The organism is Streptomyces sp. NBC_00376 (assembly GCF_036077095.1).
GTDB lineage: Bacteria > Actinomycetota > Actinomycetes > Streptomycetales > Streptomycetaceae > Streptomyces.
In genome coordinates this window covers 2,654,810-2,672,732 of record NZ_CP107960.1, presented here as the reverse complement: position 1 = coordinate 2,672,732, position 17,923 = coordinate 2,654,810, and the positions used below count along the sequence as shown (strand labels likewise).

General features: G+C 67.7%; 14 protein-coding genes and 1 pseudogene. 5 read left to right on the top strand and 10 right to left on the bottom strand.

The window, feature by feature from the left end:
* Positions 1–22: 22 nt before the first annotated feature.
* The gene (locus OG842_RS11770) at positions 23–3,841 is read right to left on the bottom strand and encodes a S8 family peptidase (protein WP_266729556.1); all 3,819 of its coding nucleotides are present in this window, start codon (positions 3,839–3,841) and stop codon (positions 23–25) included.
* A gap of 359 nt (positions 3,842–4,200) precedes the next feature.
* On the opposite strand from OG842_RS11770, the gene OG842_RS11765 reads away from it, so the two are divergent.
* Complete coding sequence (locus tag OG842_RS11765; protein WP_266729555.1) at positions 4,201–5,370, top strand: cysteine desulfurase family protein; 1,170 nt, start codon at positions 4,201–4,203, stop codon at positions 5,368–5,370.
* Between the two features lie 72 nt (positions 5,371–5,442).
* On the opposite strand, the gene OG842_RS11760 is transcribed toward OG842_RS11765, so the two are convergent.
* The gene (locus OG842_RS11760; RefSeq protein ID WP_266729554.1) at positions 5,443–6,123 is read right to left on the bottom strand and encodes an N-acetylmuramoyl-L-alanine amidase; all 681 of its coding nucleotides are present in this window, start codon (positions 6,121–6,123) and stop codon (positions 5,443–5,445) included.
* A 61-nt stretch (positions 6,124–6,184) separates the two neighbouring features.
* Here OG842_RS11760 and mnmA point away from each other — a divergent pair, with 61 nt between their 5' ends.
* Complete coding sequence (mnmA, locus tag OG842_RS11755) at positions 6,185–7,318, top strand: tRNA 2-thiouridine(34) synthase MnmA (protein WP_266729553.1); 1,134 nt, start codon at positions 6,185–6,187, stop codon at positions 7,316–7,318.
* Between the two features lie 198 nt (positions 7,319–7,516).
* On the top strand, positions 7,517–8,023 hold the full coding sequence (locus OG842_RS11750; protein WP_266729552.1) for an AAA family ATPase: 507 nt from the start codon (positions 7,517–7,519) through the stop codon (positions 8,021–8,023).
* Here OG842_RS11750 and OG842_RS11745 read toward each other — a convergent pair.
* The gene (locus tag OG842_RS11745) at positions 8,013–8,204 is read right to left on the bottom strand and encodes a DUF397 domain-containing protein (RefSeq protein ID WP_266733541.1); all 192 of its coding nucleotides are present in this window, start codon (positions 8,202–8,204) and stop codon (positions 8,013–8,015) included. The two genes, OG842_RS11750 and OG842_RS11745, sit on opposite strands and share 11 nt — an antisense overlap.
* A 30-nt stretch (positions 8,205–8,234) precedes the next feature.
* Positions 8,235–9,086 carry a helix-turn-helix domain-containing protein gene (locus tag OG842_RS11740; RefSeq protein ID WP_266729551.1) on the bottom strand — a complete coding sequence of 284 codons (852 nt, stop codon included), beginning with the start codon at positions 9,084–9,086 and terminating at the stop codon, positions 8,235–8,237.
* 297 nt (positions 9,087–9,383) lie between these two features.
* Here OG842_RS11740 and OG842_RS11735 point away from each other — a divergent pair, with 297 nt between their 5' ends.
* Positions 9,384–9,860, top strand: a complete 477-nt coding sequence (locus OG842_RS11735) for an ATP-binding protein (RefSeq protein ID WP_266729550.1) — start codon at positions 9,384–9,386, stop codon at positions 9,858–9,860.
* Between the two features lie 105 nt (positions 9,861–9,965).
* A pseudogene (locus OG842_RS11730) lies at positions 9,966–10,124 on the top strand (tRNA 2-thiouridine(34) synthase MnmA); the annotation flags it as partial.
* A 197-nt stretch (positions 10,125–10,321) separates the two neighbouring features.
* On the opposite strand, the gene OG842_RS11725 reads toward OG842_RS11730, so the two are convergent.
* The 6 genes from OG842_RS11725 to OG842_RS11700 all read right to left on the bottom strand — a co-directional run bounded on the left by OG842_RS11725 (position 10,322) and on the right by OG842_RS11700 (position 17,884).
* Complete coding sequence (locus OG842_RS11725; RefSeq protein WP_266729549.1) at positions 10,322–10,627, bottom strand: hypothetical protein; 306 nt, start codon at positions 10,625–10,627, stop codon at positions 10,322–10,324.
* A gap of 93 nt (positions 10,628–10,720) precedes the next feature.
* Entirely contained in the window at positions 10,721–11,305 is a 585-nt protein-coding gene (locus tag OG842_RS11720; protein WP_266729548.1) for an RHS repeat domain-containing protein, read from the bottom strand.
* A gap of 365 nt (positions 11,306–11,670) precedes the next feature.
* A complete protein-coding gene (locus OG842_RS11715) occupies positions 11,671–12,150 on the bottom strand; it encodes a hypothetical protein (RefSeq protein ID WP_266729547.1) in 480 nt (159 codons plus the stop codon).
* Positions 12,151–16,791, bottom strand: coding sequence for a putative T7SS-secreted protein (locus tag OG842_RS11710; RefSeq protein WP_266729546.1), 4,641 nt, complete (start codon positions 16,789–16,791; stop codon positions 12,151–12,153). It abuts the gene before it with no gap.
* The gene (locus OG842_RS11705; protein ID WP_266729545.1) at positions 16,791–17,393 is read right to left on the bottom strand and encodes a hypothetical protein; all 603 of its coding nucleotides are present in this window, start codon (positions 17,391–17,393) and stop codon (positions 16,791–16,793) included. The genes OG842_RS11710 and OG842_RS11705 overlap by 1 nt, the downstream gene beginning before the upstream one ends.
* Complete coding sequence (locus OG842_RS11700; RefSeq protein ID WP_266729544.1) at positions 17,390–17,884, bottom strand: SseB family protein; 495 nt, start codon at positions 17,882–17,884, stop codon at positions 17,390–17,392. Before OG842_RS11700 ends, OG842_RS11705 begins: the two co-directional genes overlap by 4 nt.
* Positions 17,885–17,923 lie beyond the last annotated feature (39 nt).

Here is a 17,923-nt window from a genome sequence, read left to right as displayed (position 1 = left end):
CGCGGCTTCCGGATCCCGCGTACTACCTCAGCGCGTACGCCCGCTCGATCTCCTGCGTCACCGCGTTGCCCGCGTCGTCCCAGGCGCGGACCCGCAGTGTGACGTACCCGCTGGTGCGGGCAGCCGAGGGGTGGGTGACCCGGACACGGTAGGCGCCGTCGCCCCGGGCGGAAGTCGTCGCCGCCCGCCAGTGCCCGCCGTCGTCGTACGAGACGGACACCTCCATGCCCTTCACGGAACGGCCTGTCAGACCGTCCTGGTGGCGGGCGCTCACTCCGAAGGCGAAGGACCCGGAGTCAGGGGCGGAGCCCCGGAGGTCGGTGGCTACGTCGTAGTCGAGCTGGAGGAGGGGAATCAGGGACTCCTTGCCCTCGGCCGGGCGAGGGGCCGTGAACGACCAGCGGGTGCTGGTGGCCCGCGAGAGGGTGCCCTCGGGGCTGGTGCGCTTCACGTCCAGGTCCAACTGGTAACGGCCGTCGTCCCCGCCCGCGGGGAAGGCGCCCCACGCCCGGGGGCCTTCGGCGAGGATCTCGCCGTCGCGACGCAGTACGGCGCGGGTCTCGTCGGGGTAGGGGGTGTCGGCGCCCTTGCGGGGCAGGGCGTAGCCGTAGTGGCCGGAGTCGGTGTCGGTGAACTCGGGGATCCCTATGGTCAGCTGGTCGCCCTTGCGGTGGGCGAGCCCTTCGACACCTCGGGGGATCGCCGGGCGCACCACGGGGGCGTACCAGCTCTCCGTGGCGTGCTCACCGGGCCGGTAGGTGCGCAGGGGGCCGAACATGCCGGTCCCTACCGCGTGGATCGCCCAGGTGTTGCGGGGGTTGACCCAGTGCAGCCACCGGGTGTCGGCGGGACCGCTCAGGTACTCCGTCCGCGCCTGCCCGGTGCGGACGTACCGGGATCGCAGGGAGAGGGCCGCTTCCTCCCACGGACGCCAGGACTCGCGGTTCTCCGTGACGTAGCGTGCCCCGCCCGTGTCCGGGTAGCGCGAGACCACGGTGGCCGTGTTCCCCGGCCCGACCTTGTGGACCACGTGCTCGGGAACGCGCTTTTCGGAGAGCTGTACGACCTCGTAGAGGTAGGGGCTTTCCGGGGTCCCCTTCAACTCCAGCGTGGTGCGCGGCGCGCGCAGCCGCTGCGCGGTGGCGTGGGAGGCGTACAGCCCGATCGCCGGAAGCCGCTCGCTCACCGGCTGCCAGGGCGTGGCCGCGTACCTGTTGCCGCCGGCGGTGGTGACGGCGGCCGCGGCTCCGGCGCGGGCGGCCGAGGTCACCGCCTCGTCGTACTCCACCCCCTCCAGTTCCACGAGCACCGCCGCTCCTCGGACGTCCACGCCCCGTGCGCGCAGCGCCTCGTAGTCCTCGGGGCGTCCGTGACCGGCGTCCACCACCCGCAGGCGTCGCACGCCTTCCACGGCGGGAGAGTTGTGGAGCAGGCGGACGGGGACACCGGTCGCGGCGGCAGCGGAGAGGGCACGTGCACCGAGCATCGGTGCGGCCAGCTGCCAGCGGGAGGAGAACTCGAAGGTTCCCTCGGTGAACTCCTTGGTGGGCGTGACGTAGAGGAGCTGTCCGCCGCTGTGCGCGCTCGTGAAGTAGCTGACGAACTCCCGGTCGCCCTTCGTCCAGCGGGTGGAAAAGACCAGCGGACCCCGCTGCTCGGCCCGCTGGGGGGTCCGGATCTCCACGGGGACCGCCTTGCGTGCGTCGAGCACCAGGTCCGTGGCGCCGCCCACCCGCAGGTGGGGGTCGACCACCAGGCTGTTGGTGACGTTGTCCTCCGAGTGCTGCGTGATGACGCCGTGCAGGTAGTACATGCCCTCGGGCAGGTTCAGTGTCAGGCTCTGCCCCGCCGGTACCTCCTGAATGACGTCGAAGCGGCCTGTGGGACCCAGCATGATCAGCGGGGAGACAGTCGCAGGCTGCCCGGCGCGGTCGATGCCGCGCACGGTGACCTTGTGTGTGACCGGGTCCTTCGTCGCGGAGAGAACGGTGTGCGCGATGGCCTGCCCGTCGGCCGAGGTCGCGGTGAGGCGTCCGCCGAAGACGCCCTCCGGCAGCGCGGGCGTGTCGAGGGTCACGGCCACGTCGGCAGTGTCGTGGGCGGGCACGGTGACCTGCTGGGGGGCGCCTATGGCGTCTGCCGGGGCCGGGGATCCGTAGAGCTTGTCGAAGGTGGTGTCCAGGGTGAGCGTTACGGGCGCGTCGCCGTCGTTGGTGTAGGTGACGCTCACCTTCTGCGGGCCCGCGTCCGGTCCCAGGATGCCGAAGGTGGTGGTGCCGGTGGCGCGTACCTGCTGGCGCACCGAGCGGGCCACGTCCACCCGGCCGGTGCCCTGCTCGTAGGCGGTCTGGTCGGGGGCGGTACGCGTCGTGCTCATCAACGCGTCCTTGAGCTGCTGGGCGCTCCAGTCGGGGTGGCGCCCGGCCAGGATCGCCGCCGCGCCCGCCACGTGCGGCGTCGCCATGGACGTACCCGAAGCGGCGGTGTAGGCCGCGTCCACCGGGCTGCCCATGGACGTACCGGCGGCGCGGGCGGCGGCGATGCCGACGCCGGGGGCGGTGAGGTCGGGCTTGGCGCCGTTGTCGCCGACGCGCGGGCCTCGGCTGGAGAAGGGGGCCAGCTTGTCGTTGCGGTCGACGGCGCCCACGGTCAGTGCCTTCTCCGCGGCGCCCGGGGAGCCCACTGTGTAGTCGGCGCCCGTGTTGCCCGCCGCGACGACGAAGAGCGTGCCGGTCTCCTCGCTGAGGCCGTTGAGGACCTGGCTGAGTACGTCCGTGCCGTCGGTGGGACTGCCGCCCAGGCTCATGTTGACGATGTCGGCGCCCGAGCGGGCTGCCCAGTCCATGCCGCCGATCATGGCGGAGTACGAGCCGGTGCCCTTGTCGTCGAGCACCTTGCCGATCAGCAGCTTCGCCCCCGGTGCCACGCCCTTGCGCGAGCCGCCCGAGGCGGCGCCGCTGCCGGCGATGGTGGAGGCGACGTGGGTGCCGTGGCCGTGGCCGTCGTTCGCGGTGGGCTCGTCGGTGAAGTTGCGTACTTCGCCGAGCTTCCCGGCCAGGTCGGGGTGGGTGGCGTCGACGCCGGTGTCCAGGACGGCGACGGTCGCGCCCTTGCCGTCGTAGCCGGCCTGCCACGCCTCGGGCGCACCGATCTGAGCGGTGCTGCGATCGAGGGACGCCTGGACCTTCCCGTCCAGCCACAGCTTCTCGACGCCGCCCTCGAAGGCCGCGTTCTTGGAAGCGGAGTTCTTGGAAGCGTTCTTCGTGTCGCCCTCGGCGCCGCTCCTGGCGAGTGAGTCGTCGTCGATGGCCTTCCAGAAGCGCCCTGCCTGCTTCTTGTCCGCCTTCAGTGCCGCGCCGCGCAGGCTCTTGATGACCAGACCCTTGCGTGAACCGGTGGGCGCTGGCTTGGACTTGGGGTCCGTACCGCCGGTGTAGCGGGCGATCAGCGGGATGGCGGAGGTGTGGGCGTCGTCGTACCCCTGCTTGACCAGCGCGGTGATGTTGAACAGTTGCCGGTCCAGTTTGCCGGAGGCGATGTACGGGAGCGCGGCGCGGGGCAGCACGTACAGCTGCTTGTCGATCTCCAGCTGGCTGAAGTCGGCCTGCGAAGCGCCCGGGGCCGGCTCGACGGAGATGGCCTTCCGGCCGCCGGGGAAGGTCTCCAGCCGCACCCGGTCACCGGTCACGAGCGTGACGGAGCTGACCTGGGGGCGGCCGGCGGAGTTCGCGCCGACGGAGGCGGGCGCCGGGGCGGCGCTCGCGCCGGAGGAGGTGGAAGACAGGGTGGCGATGAGGACGCCTGCTGCCAGAACGGCGGCAGAGCGATGCCGTATGTGCATCGGAACCTTTCCAGGAGGCAAGGAAACGGACACGCGGTGCGGCTCAAGACTGGGGCCCCCATTGATCGCCGCACCAGACCTTTCCGGTGCCGTGCTTGCGACATGTCGCCAAAACGACACGGTGCGCTCCACCGCGCGTACCGGCGGAATCACCGGGGCCGAGCGGCCCCTCCTCGTCACGGGCAACGGCCTCGTCGCCCGGAACTTCGCCGGCTGAACCGGGCGCGGAGCCCGACGCCCTCCCCGCCCGGACGGGCCCGGGAACGGGCCGAGGAAGACCGCACCCGGCCGTGCGCGGGTGCCGGGGCACCATGCGCCCGCCGTACGCCCCGCCCCGGGCTCGTAGAATCGAGCCCACCATGGCTTACCTCGACCACGCCGCGACCACGCCGATGCTTCCGGAAGCGATCGAGGCGATGACCGCCCAGCTCGCCGTCACCGGCAACGCGTCCTCACTGCACGCCGCCGGGCGCCGGGCCCGCCGTACCGTCGAGGAGTCGAGAGAGACCCTCGCCGATGCCCTCGGCGCACGCCCCAGCGAGGTGGTCTTCACCTCCGGCGGCACCGAGGCCGACAACCTCGCCGTGAAGGGCCTGTACTGGGCCCGCCGCGACGCCGACCCCCGCCGCATCCGGGTGCTGGCCAGCCCCGTCGAGCACCACGCGGTGCTGGACGCCGTCGACTGGCTCGCCGAACACGAGGGCGCGAACGTCGAATACCTCCCCGTCGACCGGCACGGACGCGTCCACCCGGACGCGCTGCGCGAGGCGATCCTCCGCGATCCCGACGATGTCGCGCTGGTCACCGTGATGTGGGCCAACAACGAGATCGGCACCATCATGCCGGTACGTGAACTGTCCGCCGTGGCACGTGAGTTCGACGTGCCGATGCACGCGGACGCGGTGCAGGCGTTCGGGCAGCTGGAAGTCGACTTCGCCCGGTCCGGGCTGGCCGCGATGACGGTGAGCGGGCACAAGATCGGCGGCCCGTTCGGCATCGGCGCGCTGCTGCTCGGCCGCGAATACACCCCCGTACCCGTGCTCCACGGCGGCGGTCAGGAGCGGCACGTCCGCTCGGGCACCCTCGATGTGCCGGCCATCGCCTCCTTCGCCCTCGCGGGGCGGCTGGCCGCCGACGGGCGGGAGGAGTTCGCCCGCGAGATCGGCGGGCTCCGCGACGAACTGGTCGCGGCCGTGCTGGCGGCCGTGCCCGACGCCGTCCTCGGCGGCGACCCGGCCCCGGGCGGCCGGCTCCCCGCCAACGCCCACTTCACCTTCCCCGGCTGCGAGGGCGACTCCCTGCTCCTGCTGCTGGACGCCCAGGGCATCGAATGCTCCACCGGCTCCGCGTGCACCGCCGGGATCGCGCAGCCCAGCCACGTACTGCTGGCCACCGGCACCGATCCGGACCTGGCCCGCGGCACCCTGCGCTTCTCGCTCGGCCACACGTCCACCAAGCAGGACATCGACGAGGTGGCCCGCGCGATCGGCCCGGCGGTGGAGCGGGCACGCACCGCGGGCCTCAGCTGAGCCCTGCGGGATCTGGCTCGCCGAGCCCTGCGGGACCCGGCGTGTCCGGCGGCGACCGGACGGGCCCCGCGGTCACTTCTTGCCCGCCGCCCGGACCAGCTTCAGATACCGGTCCCAGTCCCAGTGCTTGCCCGGATCGGTGTGGTCCGTGCCCGGCACCTCCACGTGCCCGATGATGTGCTCCCGGTCCACCGGTATCCCGTACCGCCCGCAGATCACCGCCGTGAGCCGCGCCGAGGCCCCGTACATCGCCGCCGTGAAGTCCTGCGGCCGCTCCACGAAGCCCTCGTGCTCTATGCCGACGCTGCGCTCGTTGTACGACCTGTTCCCCGCGTGGAACGCCACATCCAGCTCACGGATCATCTGCGTCACATGGCCGTCCTTGCGCACCACGTAGTGCGCCGCCGCTCCGTGTCCAGGGTCCTGGAAGACCTTCACCGCGCTCTGGTAGCTGCCCTGGGTGACATGGATGACGACCCGGTCGATCGTGTAGTCGTCGGGGCGGTCGGCCCGCCGCCAGTTCGCCGAGGAGGCCGCTATCCACTGGGCCCGCGCGAAATCCACCTCGCCGGGCTTCCTGGGCTTCTCCACGCCCGGCAGCCGCCACCAGGCGTGCTGCAACTGCTCCCGCGCCAGCGCGGCGGTGCCCACGGCCGTGACCGCGGCGCCGATCAGCAGCCCGCGCCGGCTGATGCCGCGCCCGGACTTGGCGCCCCCGGAGCTCTCGCCGCCCGCCGTCCCACTGGTTCCCATGTGATCCACAACGCTTATCCGCGAGCGTTCGGTTCCCGGAGCCCCGTACCCTGGTGGAGCTATGACTGAGACTTCCCAGCGCCCCCTCCGAGTCCTCGCCGCCATGTCCGGCGGTGTCGACTCCGCCGTCGCCGCGGCCCGCGCCGCCGAGGCGGGCCACGACGTGACCGGTGTGCACCTCGCCCTCTCCGCGAACCCGCAGTCCTTCCGTACCGGGGCGCGCGGCTGTTGCACGATCGAGGACTCCCGCGACGCCCGCCGGGCGGCGGACGTGATCGGCATCCCGTTCTACGTCTGGGACCTGGCGGAACGGTTCCGCGAGGACGTCGTGGACGACTTCGTCGCCGAGTACGAGGCGGGGCGCACGCCCAACCCCTGCCTGCGCTGCAACGAGAAGATCAAGTTCGCCGCGCTCCTCGACAAGGCCCTCGCGCTCGGCTTCGACGCGGTCTGCACGGGCCACTACGCCACCGTCGTCCTCAACGAGGACGGCAGCCGGGAGCTGCACCGCGCCTCCGACATGGCCAAGGACCAGTCGTACGTCCTCGGCGTCCTGGACGAGAAGCAGCTCGCCCACGCGATGTTCCCGCTCGGCGACACCCTCACCACCAAGGACGAGATCCGCGCCGAGGCCGAGCGCCGGGGCCTGGCCGTCGCCAAGAAGCCCGACAGCCACGACATCTGCTTCATCGCCGACGGCGACACCCAGGGCTTCCTGGCGAGCCGGCTCGGCGGCAAGGCGGAGGGCGACATCCTCGACGAGTCGGGCACGAAGGTCGGCACCCACGAGGGCGCCTTCGGCTTCACCATCGGCCAGCGCAAGGGCCTGCGCATCGGCCACCCCGCCCCCGACGGCAAGCCGCGCTACGTCCTGGACATCTCCCCGGTCGACAACACGGTGACGGTCGGCCCGGCGGAGTCCCTCGACGTCACCGCCCTCACCGCCATCAAGCCCCGCTGGTGCGGCACCGCCCCGTCCGCCCCCGGCACCTACACCGCCCAGCTCCGCGCCCACGGCGGCGAGACAGAGGTCACCGCCGAACTCGTCGACGGCACCCTGAACGTCACCTTCACCGAGCCGGTACGCGGCGTGGCCCCCGGCCAGGCGGTCGTCCTCTACGACGGCGCCCGCGTCGTCGGCTCGGCGACTATCGCTACTACGGTGCGGCGGGAGACGGCGACGACGTCCGGCTGACGGACCGAGGCGCGATCAGCCAGGGCGTCGTCGCGGGCCGAGGGACGGGGCCGGCAAGCCAGGGAGCGGCGTCATAGGCCGCACCTGCGGATCGTCCGCAGGTGAGACCAGCCTCTGCGCGGTGGACCTCACTCTCGGCAGCAGCCGGACCCGGTTCACGAACGGGTTCGAGCTTTCGGACGAGCGCGTCGAGGCGGAATGGTGCTCGACAAGGGCGCCGTACTCCTCGTGGACGAACTGGACTCCAGCCTGCACCCGACCCTGGCGGCGGAGGTCGTACGGATCTTCCGGGGAGCGAAGGCCAACCCGCGCAACGCACAGCTGATCTTCGCGACGCACGATGCGACCCTGCTGGGCAGCGAGGTGCTGGACCGACCGCTCGGCCGTGACCAGGTGTGGATCACGATCAAGAGCAGGTCGGGCGCGACCGAGCTCTACCCCGTGACCGCCACCCATCCGAAGGACGGCGAGAACCTGGAGCGTGGCTATCTGCATAACCGTTACGGCGGAGTGCCCCGAGTCAGCGCGGGAGAGATTGCCCGCGAACTGTCCTGGCAGGAGGAGAAGGCAACAGCGCCAGATCATCGAGGCGTGCCAAGCTGTCAGCCGCTCAGCCGCGAGTGCGCAGCGGCAAATCAGCAAGATCCGGGTGCCGCAGGCCGCTGCGGTCGAGGACCTGCTGGCCGGGTGACAGTCATGTGGTGACGCGTCGGGTGTCTCGGTGTTTAATTCCGAGCACCAGAGCGCGCAGCGCAGACTGGCTTGTTATCAGGACGACGCCAGGGCTGTCGCTCTCGCGAATTGCAACGCTAGTGCCTTCCACTGCGGCAACCTCGACACAGGCGTTGCCTGAAGCCTCCGAGAACGAGGACTTGCTCCAGTTCAACTCGGGTGAATCGGGCAAGTGGAACTCCTCCTACAGTTCGCCAGCGATCTCCAGGATGAGATCCCTCGACTCGCTCGGATTCAACGCCACCTGTTCGACCAAGTCCAGCCGACGGCGGAAGTTGGCCAGCTGCGTTGGTGAGTCTATGAAGACGGCGCCGATGGGAGAGTCAACCTCCACGGTGTCCAAGTAGTGGCTGGTAGCGGACACGTACATCAGAGTATCCCCGGCCATGGGGAAGCCTTCGGCGGTGAAGGGGATCACCAGCAGGCTGACGTTCGAGCGCTCGCTCTCCTCCATGAGATGCGCCAACTGGGCCGTGGCTACTCGGCGGCCCCCGATCCGGAGCCGCAGAGCCGCTTCGTGCACCAGGCCCACGTAGGGAACTCCGTGCTCCTTCGTGATCACGTCGTGTCGCGCCAGCCGATGGGCCACCCGCAGCTCGATCTCAAGACGGGGCAGTGGTGGCACGAAGAGATCGAAGAGGGCGCGCGCGTGCTCCTCCGTCTGGAACAGTCCTGGGATATGGGCTGTCTGCAGGGTCCGCAGACCTGTGGCGTGATGTTCGAGTTCAGCCACGTCTAGAAAGTCCGGCGGAATTTTGCCTCGGTATTCGTCCCACCAGCCCCGTGGCCTTCCTCCGGTCATGGCCGCGAGGGCATCGATGAGCTCAAGGTCGTCACACTCGTAGATGCTGGCCAGGCGACGCAGGCGTTCGTCGCTGATACCGAATCGTCCTGACTCGATGTTGGAAATCATCGTTCGGTCCGCGCCGAGCCGCTCGGCTGCGGCAGGTGCCGACATGCCGACTGCATCGCGCAGTCGGCGCAGCTCGGCCCCGAAACGACGCTGGCGAATGGTGGGGGACTGGCGTGGTGCCATGGATCAACTCCTTGCTCGCGCCCACATCTTGCCGATCTCGGAGGGGGAGGGGCCAGCGGAATCTTAGTTGTTACCCGTTTTGGTGAATCTGGTAGCACGGGTAGTACTCGTGGCTTTAGGTTGTGACCTGTGCCACTCGGGTGGTGTCGTCGTCGACGGAAGCGCACCGATCCACCCTGCCCACCCGGGAGGCAGGCCCCGGACCGGCATTGCCACCGTCGCTCGCGGCACAACAGCCACAACCACCCATGGCGCAAGCCCACTTCCACCTGCTCGCACGCACCCCAGGAGGTGCCCGTGAGGACCGACCATCCCATCCCGCACGTTCCCGACAGCTCGCACGACCTCCATCCCGCCCCCATTCCGTTCGCCGACCCCTGGAGTTACGAACTCGTCTTTCCCCGCGACCCGCGCGGTCCCCGTATCGCCCGAACCACCCTCCGGGTCATCCTCGGTGCGCACGAGCTGGACGAACTCGCTTATCGGGCCGAGTTGTTGACGTCCGAGCTGACCACCAACTCCGTCCGGTACGCCCTGGGGCCGGCCGGGGTGCGACTCCAGTGGCGGCACCCCGTGCTCAGGGTGAGCGTCTGGGATCTCAGTCCGGATCTGCCCAAGCCGTACACGTCGGCCGTCGGGCCGAACGCCGAGGCCGGGCGGGGGATGGCCATTCTCGAACTCGTCGCCGACCGGTGGGGCGGGTGCGCCATAGGGGAAGGTGAGCTGGGTACGGGCGGCAAGACCGTCTGGTTCGAGCTGGCGCTCGCCACCTGACCGCTACCCCGTTCTGCCCCAGGCCCTGGCTCGTTCCCGCACTGGTCGGCTCCACGCTCGCCGGTAGAGTTCCGCCTACACCCACACGGGCGCGGGTGGGGCGTACGGGGCCTGGCCGTCGCCAAGAAGCCCGACAGCCACGACATCTGCTTCATCGCGGACGGCGACACCCAGGGCTTCCTGGCGAGCCGGCTCGGCACTGCCGAGGGCGACATCGTCGACGAGTCGGGCACGAAGGGCGGCACCCACGAGGGCGCCTTCGGCTCCCCACCAGGAGGCGGGCTTTCGGTCTACCAGGGGTGATTGCGAGGCTTGCGCAGCCAGAATCCATGCGGCTCTTCGCCCGAGGACGGCTTCAGCCACGGGCGGAGCTCCCCCCACCTCGTCCGGCACCGGCTCGTGCACGAAGCGCGCATCCAATGCTGCCAGCAGAGTGGACAGCTCCGCTTGGGCCTCGTCGGTCAATGTGCCCATGGCAATCTGCAACTGATCACGCGCATCCAGATCATTGATGTAAGCGCTGATCGGGTACTGCCCCGGTAGTGGCCGGGGTGGTCCAGCGGACAGGTTGCCTGGGTTTGGTTGTTCGCCTCGTCGTGGGCGTAGGTCTCGGTCCAGTTGGCCGCGTGGACCGCCGTCACCCGGCCGACCAGGTCGAGGTCGAAGCGGCGGGAACCGGAGAGGTGGTCGAGGATGCTGAGGCGGTGACCATCGGCGTGGTAGGTGTACGCGCGCTGCTGGACCAGACCGCCGCCCACCACCGCCACCGCCTGGGTGGTAAGGCGGCCCAGGGCGTCGAAGGTGTGCTCCAGAGTCAGCGTCTCACCGATACGGCGGGTCAGTTCGCGGCCGGCTTCGTCTTAGGTGAAGTCGATGGCCCGGCCGGAGGCCAACATGCCGGTGCGGCGTCCGGCTGCGTCGTACGACCAGCTCGTCGCTGCGCCGGACGGTGTCCTGCGGCCCGTGCGACGCCCCAACTCGTCGTAGCCGCAGGTCATCAGGCGGCCGTCGACCGTCTCCTCGCGCACCCGGCCGAATCGGTCTCGTAGTACCGTCAGCGTGCTACCGCTCGGTCCGGTGGCCTGTGCCACTTGGTCGGTCAGGTCGTAGGCATAGGTGGTGACTTCACCAGCCGCGTCCTTGCGGACCAGCTGTCCCAGTTCGTTGCATTCGAGTCGCACAGTCTGGCCCAGGGCGTTGGTACGGGAGACCAGTCTGCCCGTGGCATCACGGGTGTAGGTCAGAGTGCGGCCGTCGAAGTCGGTCTCGGAGGCCAGGCGTCCGGACGCGTCGCACTTGCAACTCCACGTCAAACCTCGAGTGTTGACAGCCTTTGTCCGCCGCAGCTCGGTGTCGTGCTCGAACTCGTGGCGCACCCCGTCCGCGCCGGTGCGGGCGGCGAGCAGATCGAAGTGGGTGTACTCGAACCGGAAGACGTCACCCATGGGATCGGTGTGGCTGGTGCAGTTGCCCTCGCCGTCCGGGGCTGTACGGCGGGACAGCCGGCCTTCCACCGTCCATTCAGCTCACTCCGGGCAGAGCAGAACACAGGCGGGTGGGCCGACCACGCTCGACAGGTGCCGGCGGCCCGCACACTGCTGGGGACACAAGCGGTAGACGGGCGGAAGCACTGGTCGGCGGTCGCCTCCGAGCGGCAACCGCCGTCGAAGCGTGCCGCACTGCGAGGCCGACCGCGGGGCCGTCGACCAGTCTGCGCGGGTAGCAGGGGCCGATGTGTACAGGCGTGTCCTTGTTGCGCAGCAGCTCGCGGGAGGTACGAGCCTGGGGTTGTCAGAATCACGAGCTACCTCTACCAGGTGGCGAATGGACTCCGCGTCACCAGATCAGGGAGAGTCTTCTGCACAGCGATTTTGAAGTCTCGCGCCAATCCCGTAAGGAGTTCCATAATTTCACTGCGGGACGCAATCTCCATTTCTGGATCCGGGCTCCATTTGGTGCCTGATGCGCATCGAATCTCTACCAGGTCACCGGATGGGATGAAGCTCAGTCGACGCTCAACCCCCTGTCCGTAAAGATCGATTTCAGCCTGGAATCCTCGCTGTAGATTCGCAATTGCTGCTGGCAACTGTTCGATCACAGAAGAAAGATCATAGGAGATATCTACCGGCCAATCATCCTGCCCGAATCCGCTCATCGAGAAATGACAGTTGGTCTCGGACAAGATTTTGCAAACATCCATGACCAAGGATTCATAGTCGTCTGCAATTTCGAGATCGTGAGTGGGGTGCAATCTCCCTGTAGGGGCAGTGACAGACATGCGAAGCTTCACTTATCCTTCTTTCACGATGGGGAATGCTGACCTATATGATCCATCGGGCATTGGAACCAAGCGGACGTGAGTTGGCTCCACGATCTTTCCGTCTGGCTTGATAACTTGCCCCAAGCCCTTGGGTATGGGGACCTCCCGGACACCCCCGTTAGGGTCATGGTGGGCTTTCAGGAACTCTACAACATCGGGGTTATCCAACCACTGCCCCTGCTCGTTGCCAGTGCTGCGAGCACGGTCGATCAGGCTCTGAGTGTTCTTGGTACCCGCTCCGTGTTCACTGAAAGTGTGACCAAATGTCGGACGACTCTTCTCGTTCCAATTGAGATCCTCGGTTGCCTTCTTCTTCTTGCAGCGCTTGAGCCCGAGCGGGTCCGTCCAGGCGTGAGGGTTGGATACGTATGATTGGGGGGTGGGGGCGGGCGCAAGCCCCAACGGGTCCGGCGTCAAATACCGGGCAATCTCGGGATCATAATAGCGAAAATAGTTGTAGTTAAGGGCGGTTTCGGGGTCGAAATATTGGCCGGGGAAACGAAGCGGCGTGTATGCACTACTTGCGGTCGCCCAGCTAGTCGTGCCCCATAGAGTGGCCCTCGTTCTCCAAGCAACGTTGCCCGACTCGTCGATGAGCTCGCTTGGAGTTCCGACCAGGTCGGTGACTATGGAAAAGAATCGTTCCTTGATTTCTTCTTGCGACGTCTCAGCTACGTGAATTCGTTCCGTCTGCGAGATCGGATGCAGGCCATCGTGATCCCAAGTGATCGTGACAGGAAAAGGCAAGTTCCCGCCACTGGTCGTCTGTTCGCAGAGAGTGGTGTCGTCCCAGGAAAAATCGACCCGTTCCAGGACGGTTTGACCGTCGGGAGCCAAACGTTTTTTCGCTATCCGGCGACCCAGCGCGTCATATTGGTAACGCCATATCGCACCGTTCGGCGTGATGACGGAGGCGAGCCGGTCCTCAGCATCCCACTCGTACCGCCAAGTATCCGGCCTGCGGGACAAGTACGTCTTCTGGCGGAACACCACCCGTCCTTGCCCGTCATGCCGGTATCGCACGTTGCCGGCCCTGGTGATGTGTGTACCGGAATAGGTACGCGCGCCTGTTGCTTCCTGCCAAGGGTGCGCAGCAGACCATGACGCCGAGGTCTGGTTGCCCGCCGCATCGTACGTGTACCGCTCGGCCCAGTTCACGGCATTAACGGCCGTGACTCGGCCCAGCGGGTCAAGCTCAAAGTTTCTACTGCCAGCGAGTTGGTCGTCGATTTTTACCACGTTGCCGTCGGGCCGGTACGTGAAAGCGCGGTGCTGAAGAGCGCGCCCCTGCCCCGTGACCCGCTGATCGGTCATCCTCCCCATCACGTCGAATGCGTGCCTGAGCGTGACCGTCCCACCGATGTGCCGCGCCGTTTCTTGCCCAGCAATGTCGCGTTCGAACGTAAGCGATCGACCGGAGGTCGTGAGCTCGCTGCGACGACCTGCCGCGTCATAGGCCCATGAACTAATGGCCCCGCTTGGCGTTCGTCTCCCGACCTGGCGACCAAGGGCGTCATGCTCGAAGGAAAGGGTGCCCTCGTTCACAGTCTCAGACCTGAGGTGACCGAACCGGTCACGGAGGCGAGTCAAGACCGCCCCGGGACCAGATGCGATGGCCAGCTCGTCGAAGATGTCGTACTCGTACGTGGAGCCGACGCCATCCACATCCTTGTGAATCAGCTGCCCCAGGGCATTGTAGTTGAATCGGATCATCTGCCCGATGCCATTCGCTCGAGAAGAGAGGCGACCGGCCAGGTCATAGGTGTACCTGATTACTCGATTATCGAAATCTCTCTCCGCGACCACCCGCCCTGCCGGGTCATACTCGTAGTTCCAGGTCAAGCCTTGAGGGTTGGTGACCTGAGTGAGCTCGAGGTTGGTGTTGTGGCTGAACTCGTAGCGCACACCGTCCGGACCGGTGCGCGCCACCAACAGATCGAAATCCGAGTACTCGAATGTGGAGACACCACCCATGGCATCGGTATGGGCAAGACAATTGCCCTCCCCGTCGTAGACCCAGGATCGCTCACTTCCGTCCGGTTCGACACGACGGGCAATTTTACCCTCGACAGTCCATTCGGAACGGGTGACTGTTCCGAATGGACTGATGACCGACACGAGGCGGCCGAACATATCTCGCTCGCACCGCATGGTCGCCCCAAGAGGATCAGTGATCTCGGCAGTGAGCCCTGCCCGGTCAGACCTCACGACGGAGATGTACCCAAGGGCGTCCGTCGTGGAGCAGAGGTTCCCTGCCTGATCGTAGGAGAACGTCGTCTTTGCACCCGCCTCGTCAACGACGGATGTGCGGTTGCCTCGCTCGTCGAAGGTCTGGCGGATGACGGTTCCATCAGTGCCAGTGATCCGCACCGGCAGCCCGAGCTCGTTGTACTCCGCTCTCGACTGGCGTCCGTCCGGTCGCTCCACCACGGTCGGCTGACCGCTCCCGTCATACGTCAAGCGGCTGATGCGACCGAGCGGATCTGTGTGGGACAACAGGCGAGCATAAGGGTCGTATTCGAAATGGGTCGCTGCGCCCAACGCGTCGATCTCGGCAACGACTTGGGAGCGGTCGTTGATCACGTATCGCTTGGTGTGGCCGAGGCCGTCGGTCATGGACGTCATGCGCAGACCGGTGTCGGGGTCGGTGTCGTCCCAGGTGAAGTGGGCTTCGAGGTGTCCGTTGGTGCCGGTCTGGTACACGCAGCGGTCGTGCTCGTCGTAGACGTACACGTAGCGGCTGCCGTTGGTGTCCGTCCATGAGGTGATACGGCCCTGCTCGTCACAGCCGAAGCGCAGGGGCTTGCCTGATGAGTTGGTGACTTCGGTGAGGTGGCCGTCGGTGTAGCCGTAGCGGAGGATCTCCTGGTCGGTGCCGTCCGGTGCGGCGCCCGCCAGGTGCAGGGCGGTGATCCTGCCGTCGTTGGTGGTGAGTTTCAGGTGGTAGCCGCCGTGGTGCACGATCGACGTCGGGGCGCCTGTCTCGTCGTACTCGAAGGTGATCCAGCGGTTGTTGCGGTCGTCGATCTGGACCAGGAGTGCCAGCTCACCGTTGGGCTGGTCGACGAAGTGCCGGACGTGGCCGGTTTCCGGGTCGGTGATGGTGTAGCCGTCGTCCACCCGGTCCAAGGGCCAGCGTCGACCGTGCGTGGGCATGACGGGAACGCCGGGCGCTGGATGTGGGTAGGCAAGCAGGCTGCCCTCGTTGCAGCTGAACACCACGCCTTCCGCGTCGATCTCCAGGCGCTGATCGACTGTGCTCGACCAGCCGGATCCGAACCAGCGGCCGGCCCGGTACGAGGAGTCGAAGACGCGCTCGAAGACCAGGGGCAGAGATCCCGGGAGCACGATGTCCGTCTGCGGGAGCAGCATGCGTCCGGTTGCGACGTCGATGGGGTCTCCGGCGCATTTGACCTTGCTGCACTGGTTGGAGTTGGAGTCGGGGTTCTGTTCGTGTCCGTGCCGGTTCCTGCCCTTCCGGCGTTCGAGGAGGTCCTTCATCCCGGCGCGCAGGCCGCCCTTGGTCAGGCCGCCGCCCTTGGTGCCGATCATTTCGGGTACGAGGCGGCCGATGAATTCAGAGGGGTCGCCCTTGGCGGATTCCCAGGCGCTCTTGAGGGCCCGGTCGGGGTTGGCTCCGGTGGAGACGAGGCCGGCGAGCGTCATGTTGACGCCCTTGTAGTAGTCGGCCGGGTGGGTCAGGTTGTAAGGGTCCGTCGGGCTGACCGAGCGGACGAAGTTGACCAGCCCCGCGCCGCCCTTGATGATCCCGCCGCTGAAGTGGGCGAGCTCGATGCCCCCTCCCAGGGCGCGGTCGTAGACCTCCCCTTTGAGCCGGTCCAGGCCGGTGGGTTCCTTCGGCGCGTGCGCCATCGCAGCGGTGACCGCGCCCTTGGCCGTCTCGGCCGCCTCGTCACGTGTCTGCCGCGCAAGTTGCAGCACCTCCTGCGCAAGCTGCCGCTTGGCCAGCCCCGGATCGGAGAACTTCCCCGGATGCGGCAGCGGATGCTCGGTGTCGCGGACAGCGTTGTACGCCACCGCCTTCTCCCGGAACTCAGCAGCAGCCCTCTCGTAGTCCTGCTTGCCCTCCTTGTACAGGGCGATGGCCTCCCGGGCCTTGCCCTGAGCACCGGTCACCGTCCGCGCATACGTCTCCAGCGCCCTGGCCGCGTCCTCGAACGCGTCCGCCGCACGCAGCCAGTCCGTCGGCAGGGTCTCGAACGCCCGCCGGAACGCGTCGGCGGCCTCCCCCTTCCAGTGGCCGGAGTCGAGCTTCTTCATCCCGCCGCCGACGAGATCGAAAGCCCGCTGGAAGTCACGGAGGTTCTTCACCGTGGCAGCGATCTTCTCCGGCCTGCCATGGATCAGCTCGTCCGCTTCCTCACTCTGCCCGAGCTGCTTCTCACCGACCTCCGCCCCCAGCGAGGACGCGGTCTCATCCCCCCAGTCCTCGACCCCGTCGGCCCAGCCGTGCGCCCCGACCTTGTCCAGGCCCGCACCCAGCATGTCGGTACCGGTGTCAATGGCCTCGCCGGCCACCTCCTTGCCCTTGTCGAGCAGATGACCGGCCCCGTCGACCAGCCCGTCCCCGAGCCTCCCCCAGTCCACCATCAGTCCCCCTGCCCCCGCTCCGACCGCTCGGCCTCAGCAACCGCCTCACGCAACGCCGGATCAACCGTCCAGGCATTCCCCGTGGGATCCGGCCCCCCGATCCCCACCTCGGCACCGGTCTCCCGCCACAGCTGATCCACCTCCTCCTTCGCCCTCAGCGCCGACCCCACACTGAAGTCCGGGTTGTCGTACATCGACTGGCTCCGGACCGTGTCCCAGCTCATCTCCTTGACCTCGTCCTCGGACAAGTGCGGATTACCGTTCAGCGAATTCACACCGATCTTGAACGAATCCTTGACGTACTGCTCATGCTCCGCGAACGAACCCGCCGACAACCCGACCCCCACAGCGAAGTTGTTGCCCCTTTGCGTCAGAGCCCGCACACCCCACTCCCAACGCCCACAGAACGTCTCGAACTCCGCCGCCAGCCCGCCATGCCCCAACTCCAGCCCCGACAAGCCAAGATCCGAGAAACCACGGCCCGCCGAAGCCTCACCGACCATCCCGAGATCCTTCAGCTCGGCATGCGCCAGATCGATCCCCTTCGCAATCGCGGCCAACGCCTCAGGCGGCACACGAAGATCAGACCCGTCCCCGCTCACCCCACACCCCCGAGATCCACCGCCACCGAATCCGGAACGATCCCCACCATCGGCGGGAACAACACCCCGTCCTCACCGCCCGCATCCAGCGCCACCCCCGCAGGCCCCGGCAACAACGGCACCATCACATCCAGCAACCGCGCACCCAACACCGTCCGATACACCCACTCCCGCGTCGCATCCCCCCGAGCCCGCGCAAACCGGGCCAACGCCTCCTCGTCCGAGAACGCACAGATCCAGCGGACCCCGCCCTGTTCCGCCGACCACAGATCCCCCGCCTCATCCAGCGGCACCAGCACCGCCGTGCGACGGAACTCGCCGAGCAGTACCGCGAACTCCCGGCGAGCAGCAGCCAGCTGATCGCTTACGGCGCCAGGCAGCAATGCGGAAGGCTCTGACGCTTCCGGTGTCAGTGGTGTCCCGGGGCCGGTCAAGTCGGCCAGTCGTGAGGGTCGCTGTTGGTTCGACGTCTTGTCCCCACCCGTGGTCATAGGTGAGATCATCACACGCTCGAATTTTCGATTGCAACG

What these genes read in the sequence shown, in the direction of transcription:
- OG842_RS11770 (WP_266729556.1), bottom strand. Translation starts at nt 3,841, where the DNA reads ATGCACATACGGCATCGCTCTGCCGCCGTTCTGGCAGCAGGCGTCCTC.
- OG842_RS11765 (WP_266729555.1), top strand. Translation starts at nt 4,201, where the DNA reads ATGGCTTACCTCGACCACGCCGCGACCACGCCGATGCTTCCGGAAGCG.
- OG842_RS11760 (WP_266729554.1), bottom strand. Translation starts at nt 6,123, where the DNA reads ATGGGAACCAGTGGGACGGCGGGCGGCGAGAGCTCCGGGGGCGCCAAG.
- mnmA (WP_266729553.1), top strand. Translation starts at nt 6,185, where the DNA reads ATGACTGAGACTTCCCAGCGCCCCCTCCGAGTCCTCGCCGCCATGTCC.
- OG842_RS11750 (WP_266729552.1), top strand. Translation starts at nt 7,517, where the DNA reads ATGGTGCTCGACAAGGGCGCCGTACTCCTCGTGGACGAACTGGACTCC.
- OG842_RS11740 (WP_266729551.1), bottom strand. Translation starts at nt 9,086, where the DNA reads ATGGCACCACGCCAGTCCCCCACCATTCGCCAGCGTCGTTTCGGGGCC.
- OG842_RS11720 (WP_266729548.1), bottom strand. Translation starts at nt 11,305, where the DNA reads ATGGGTGACGTCTTCCGGTTCGAGTACACCCACTTCGATCTGCTCGCC.
- OG842_RS11710 (WP_266729546.1), bottom strand. Translation starts at nt 16,791, where the DNA reads ATGGTGGACTGGGGGAGGCTCGGGGACGGGCTGGTCGACGGGGCCGGT.
- OG842_RS11700 (WP_266729544.1), bottom strand. Translation starts at nt 17,884, where the DNA reads ATGACCACGGGTGGGGACAAGACGTCGAACCAACAGCGACCCTCACGA.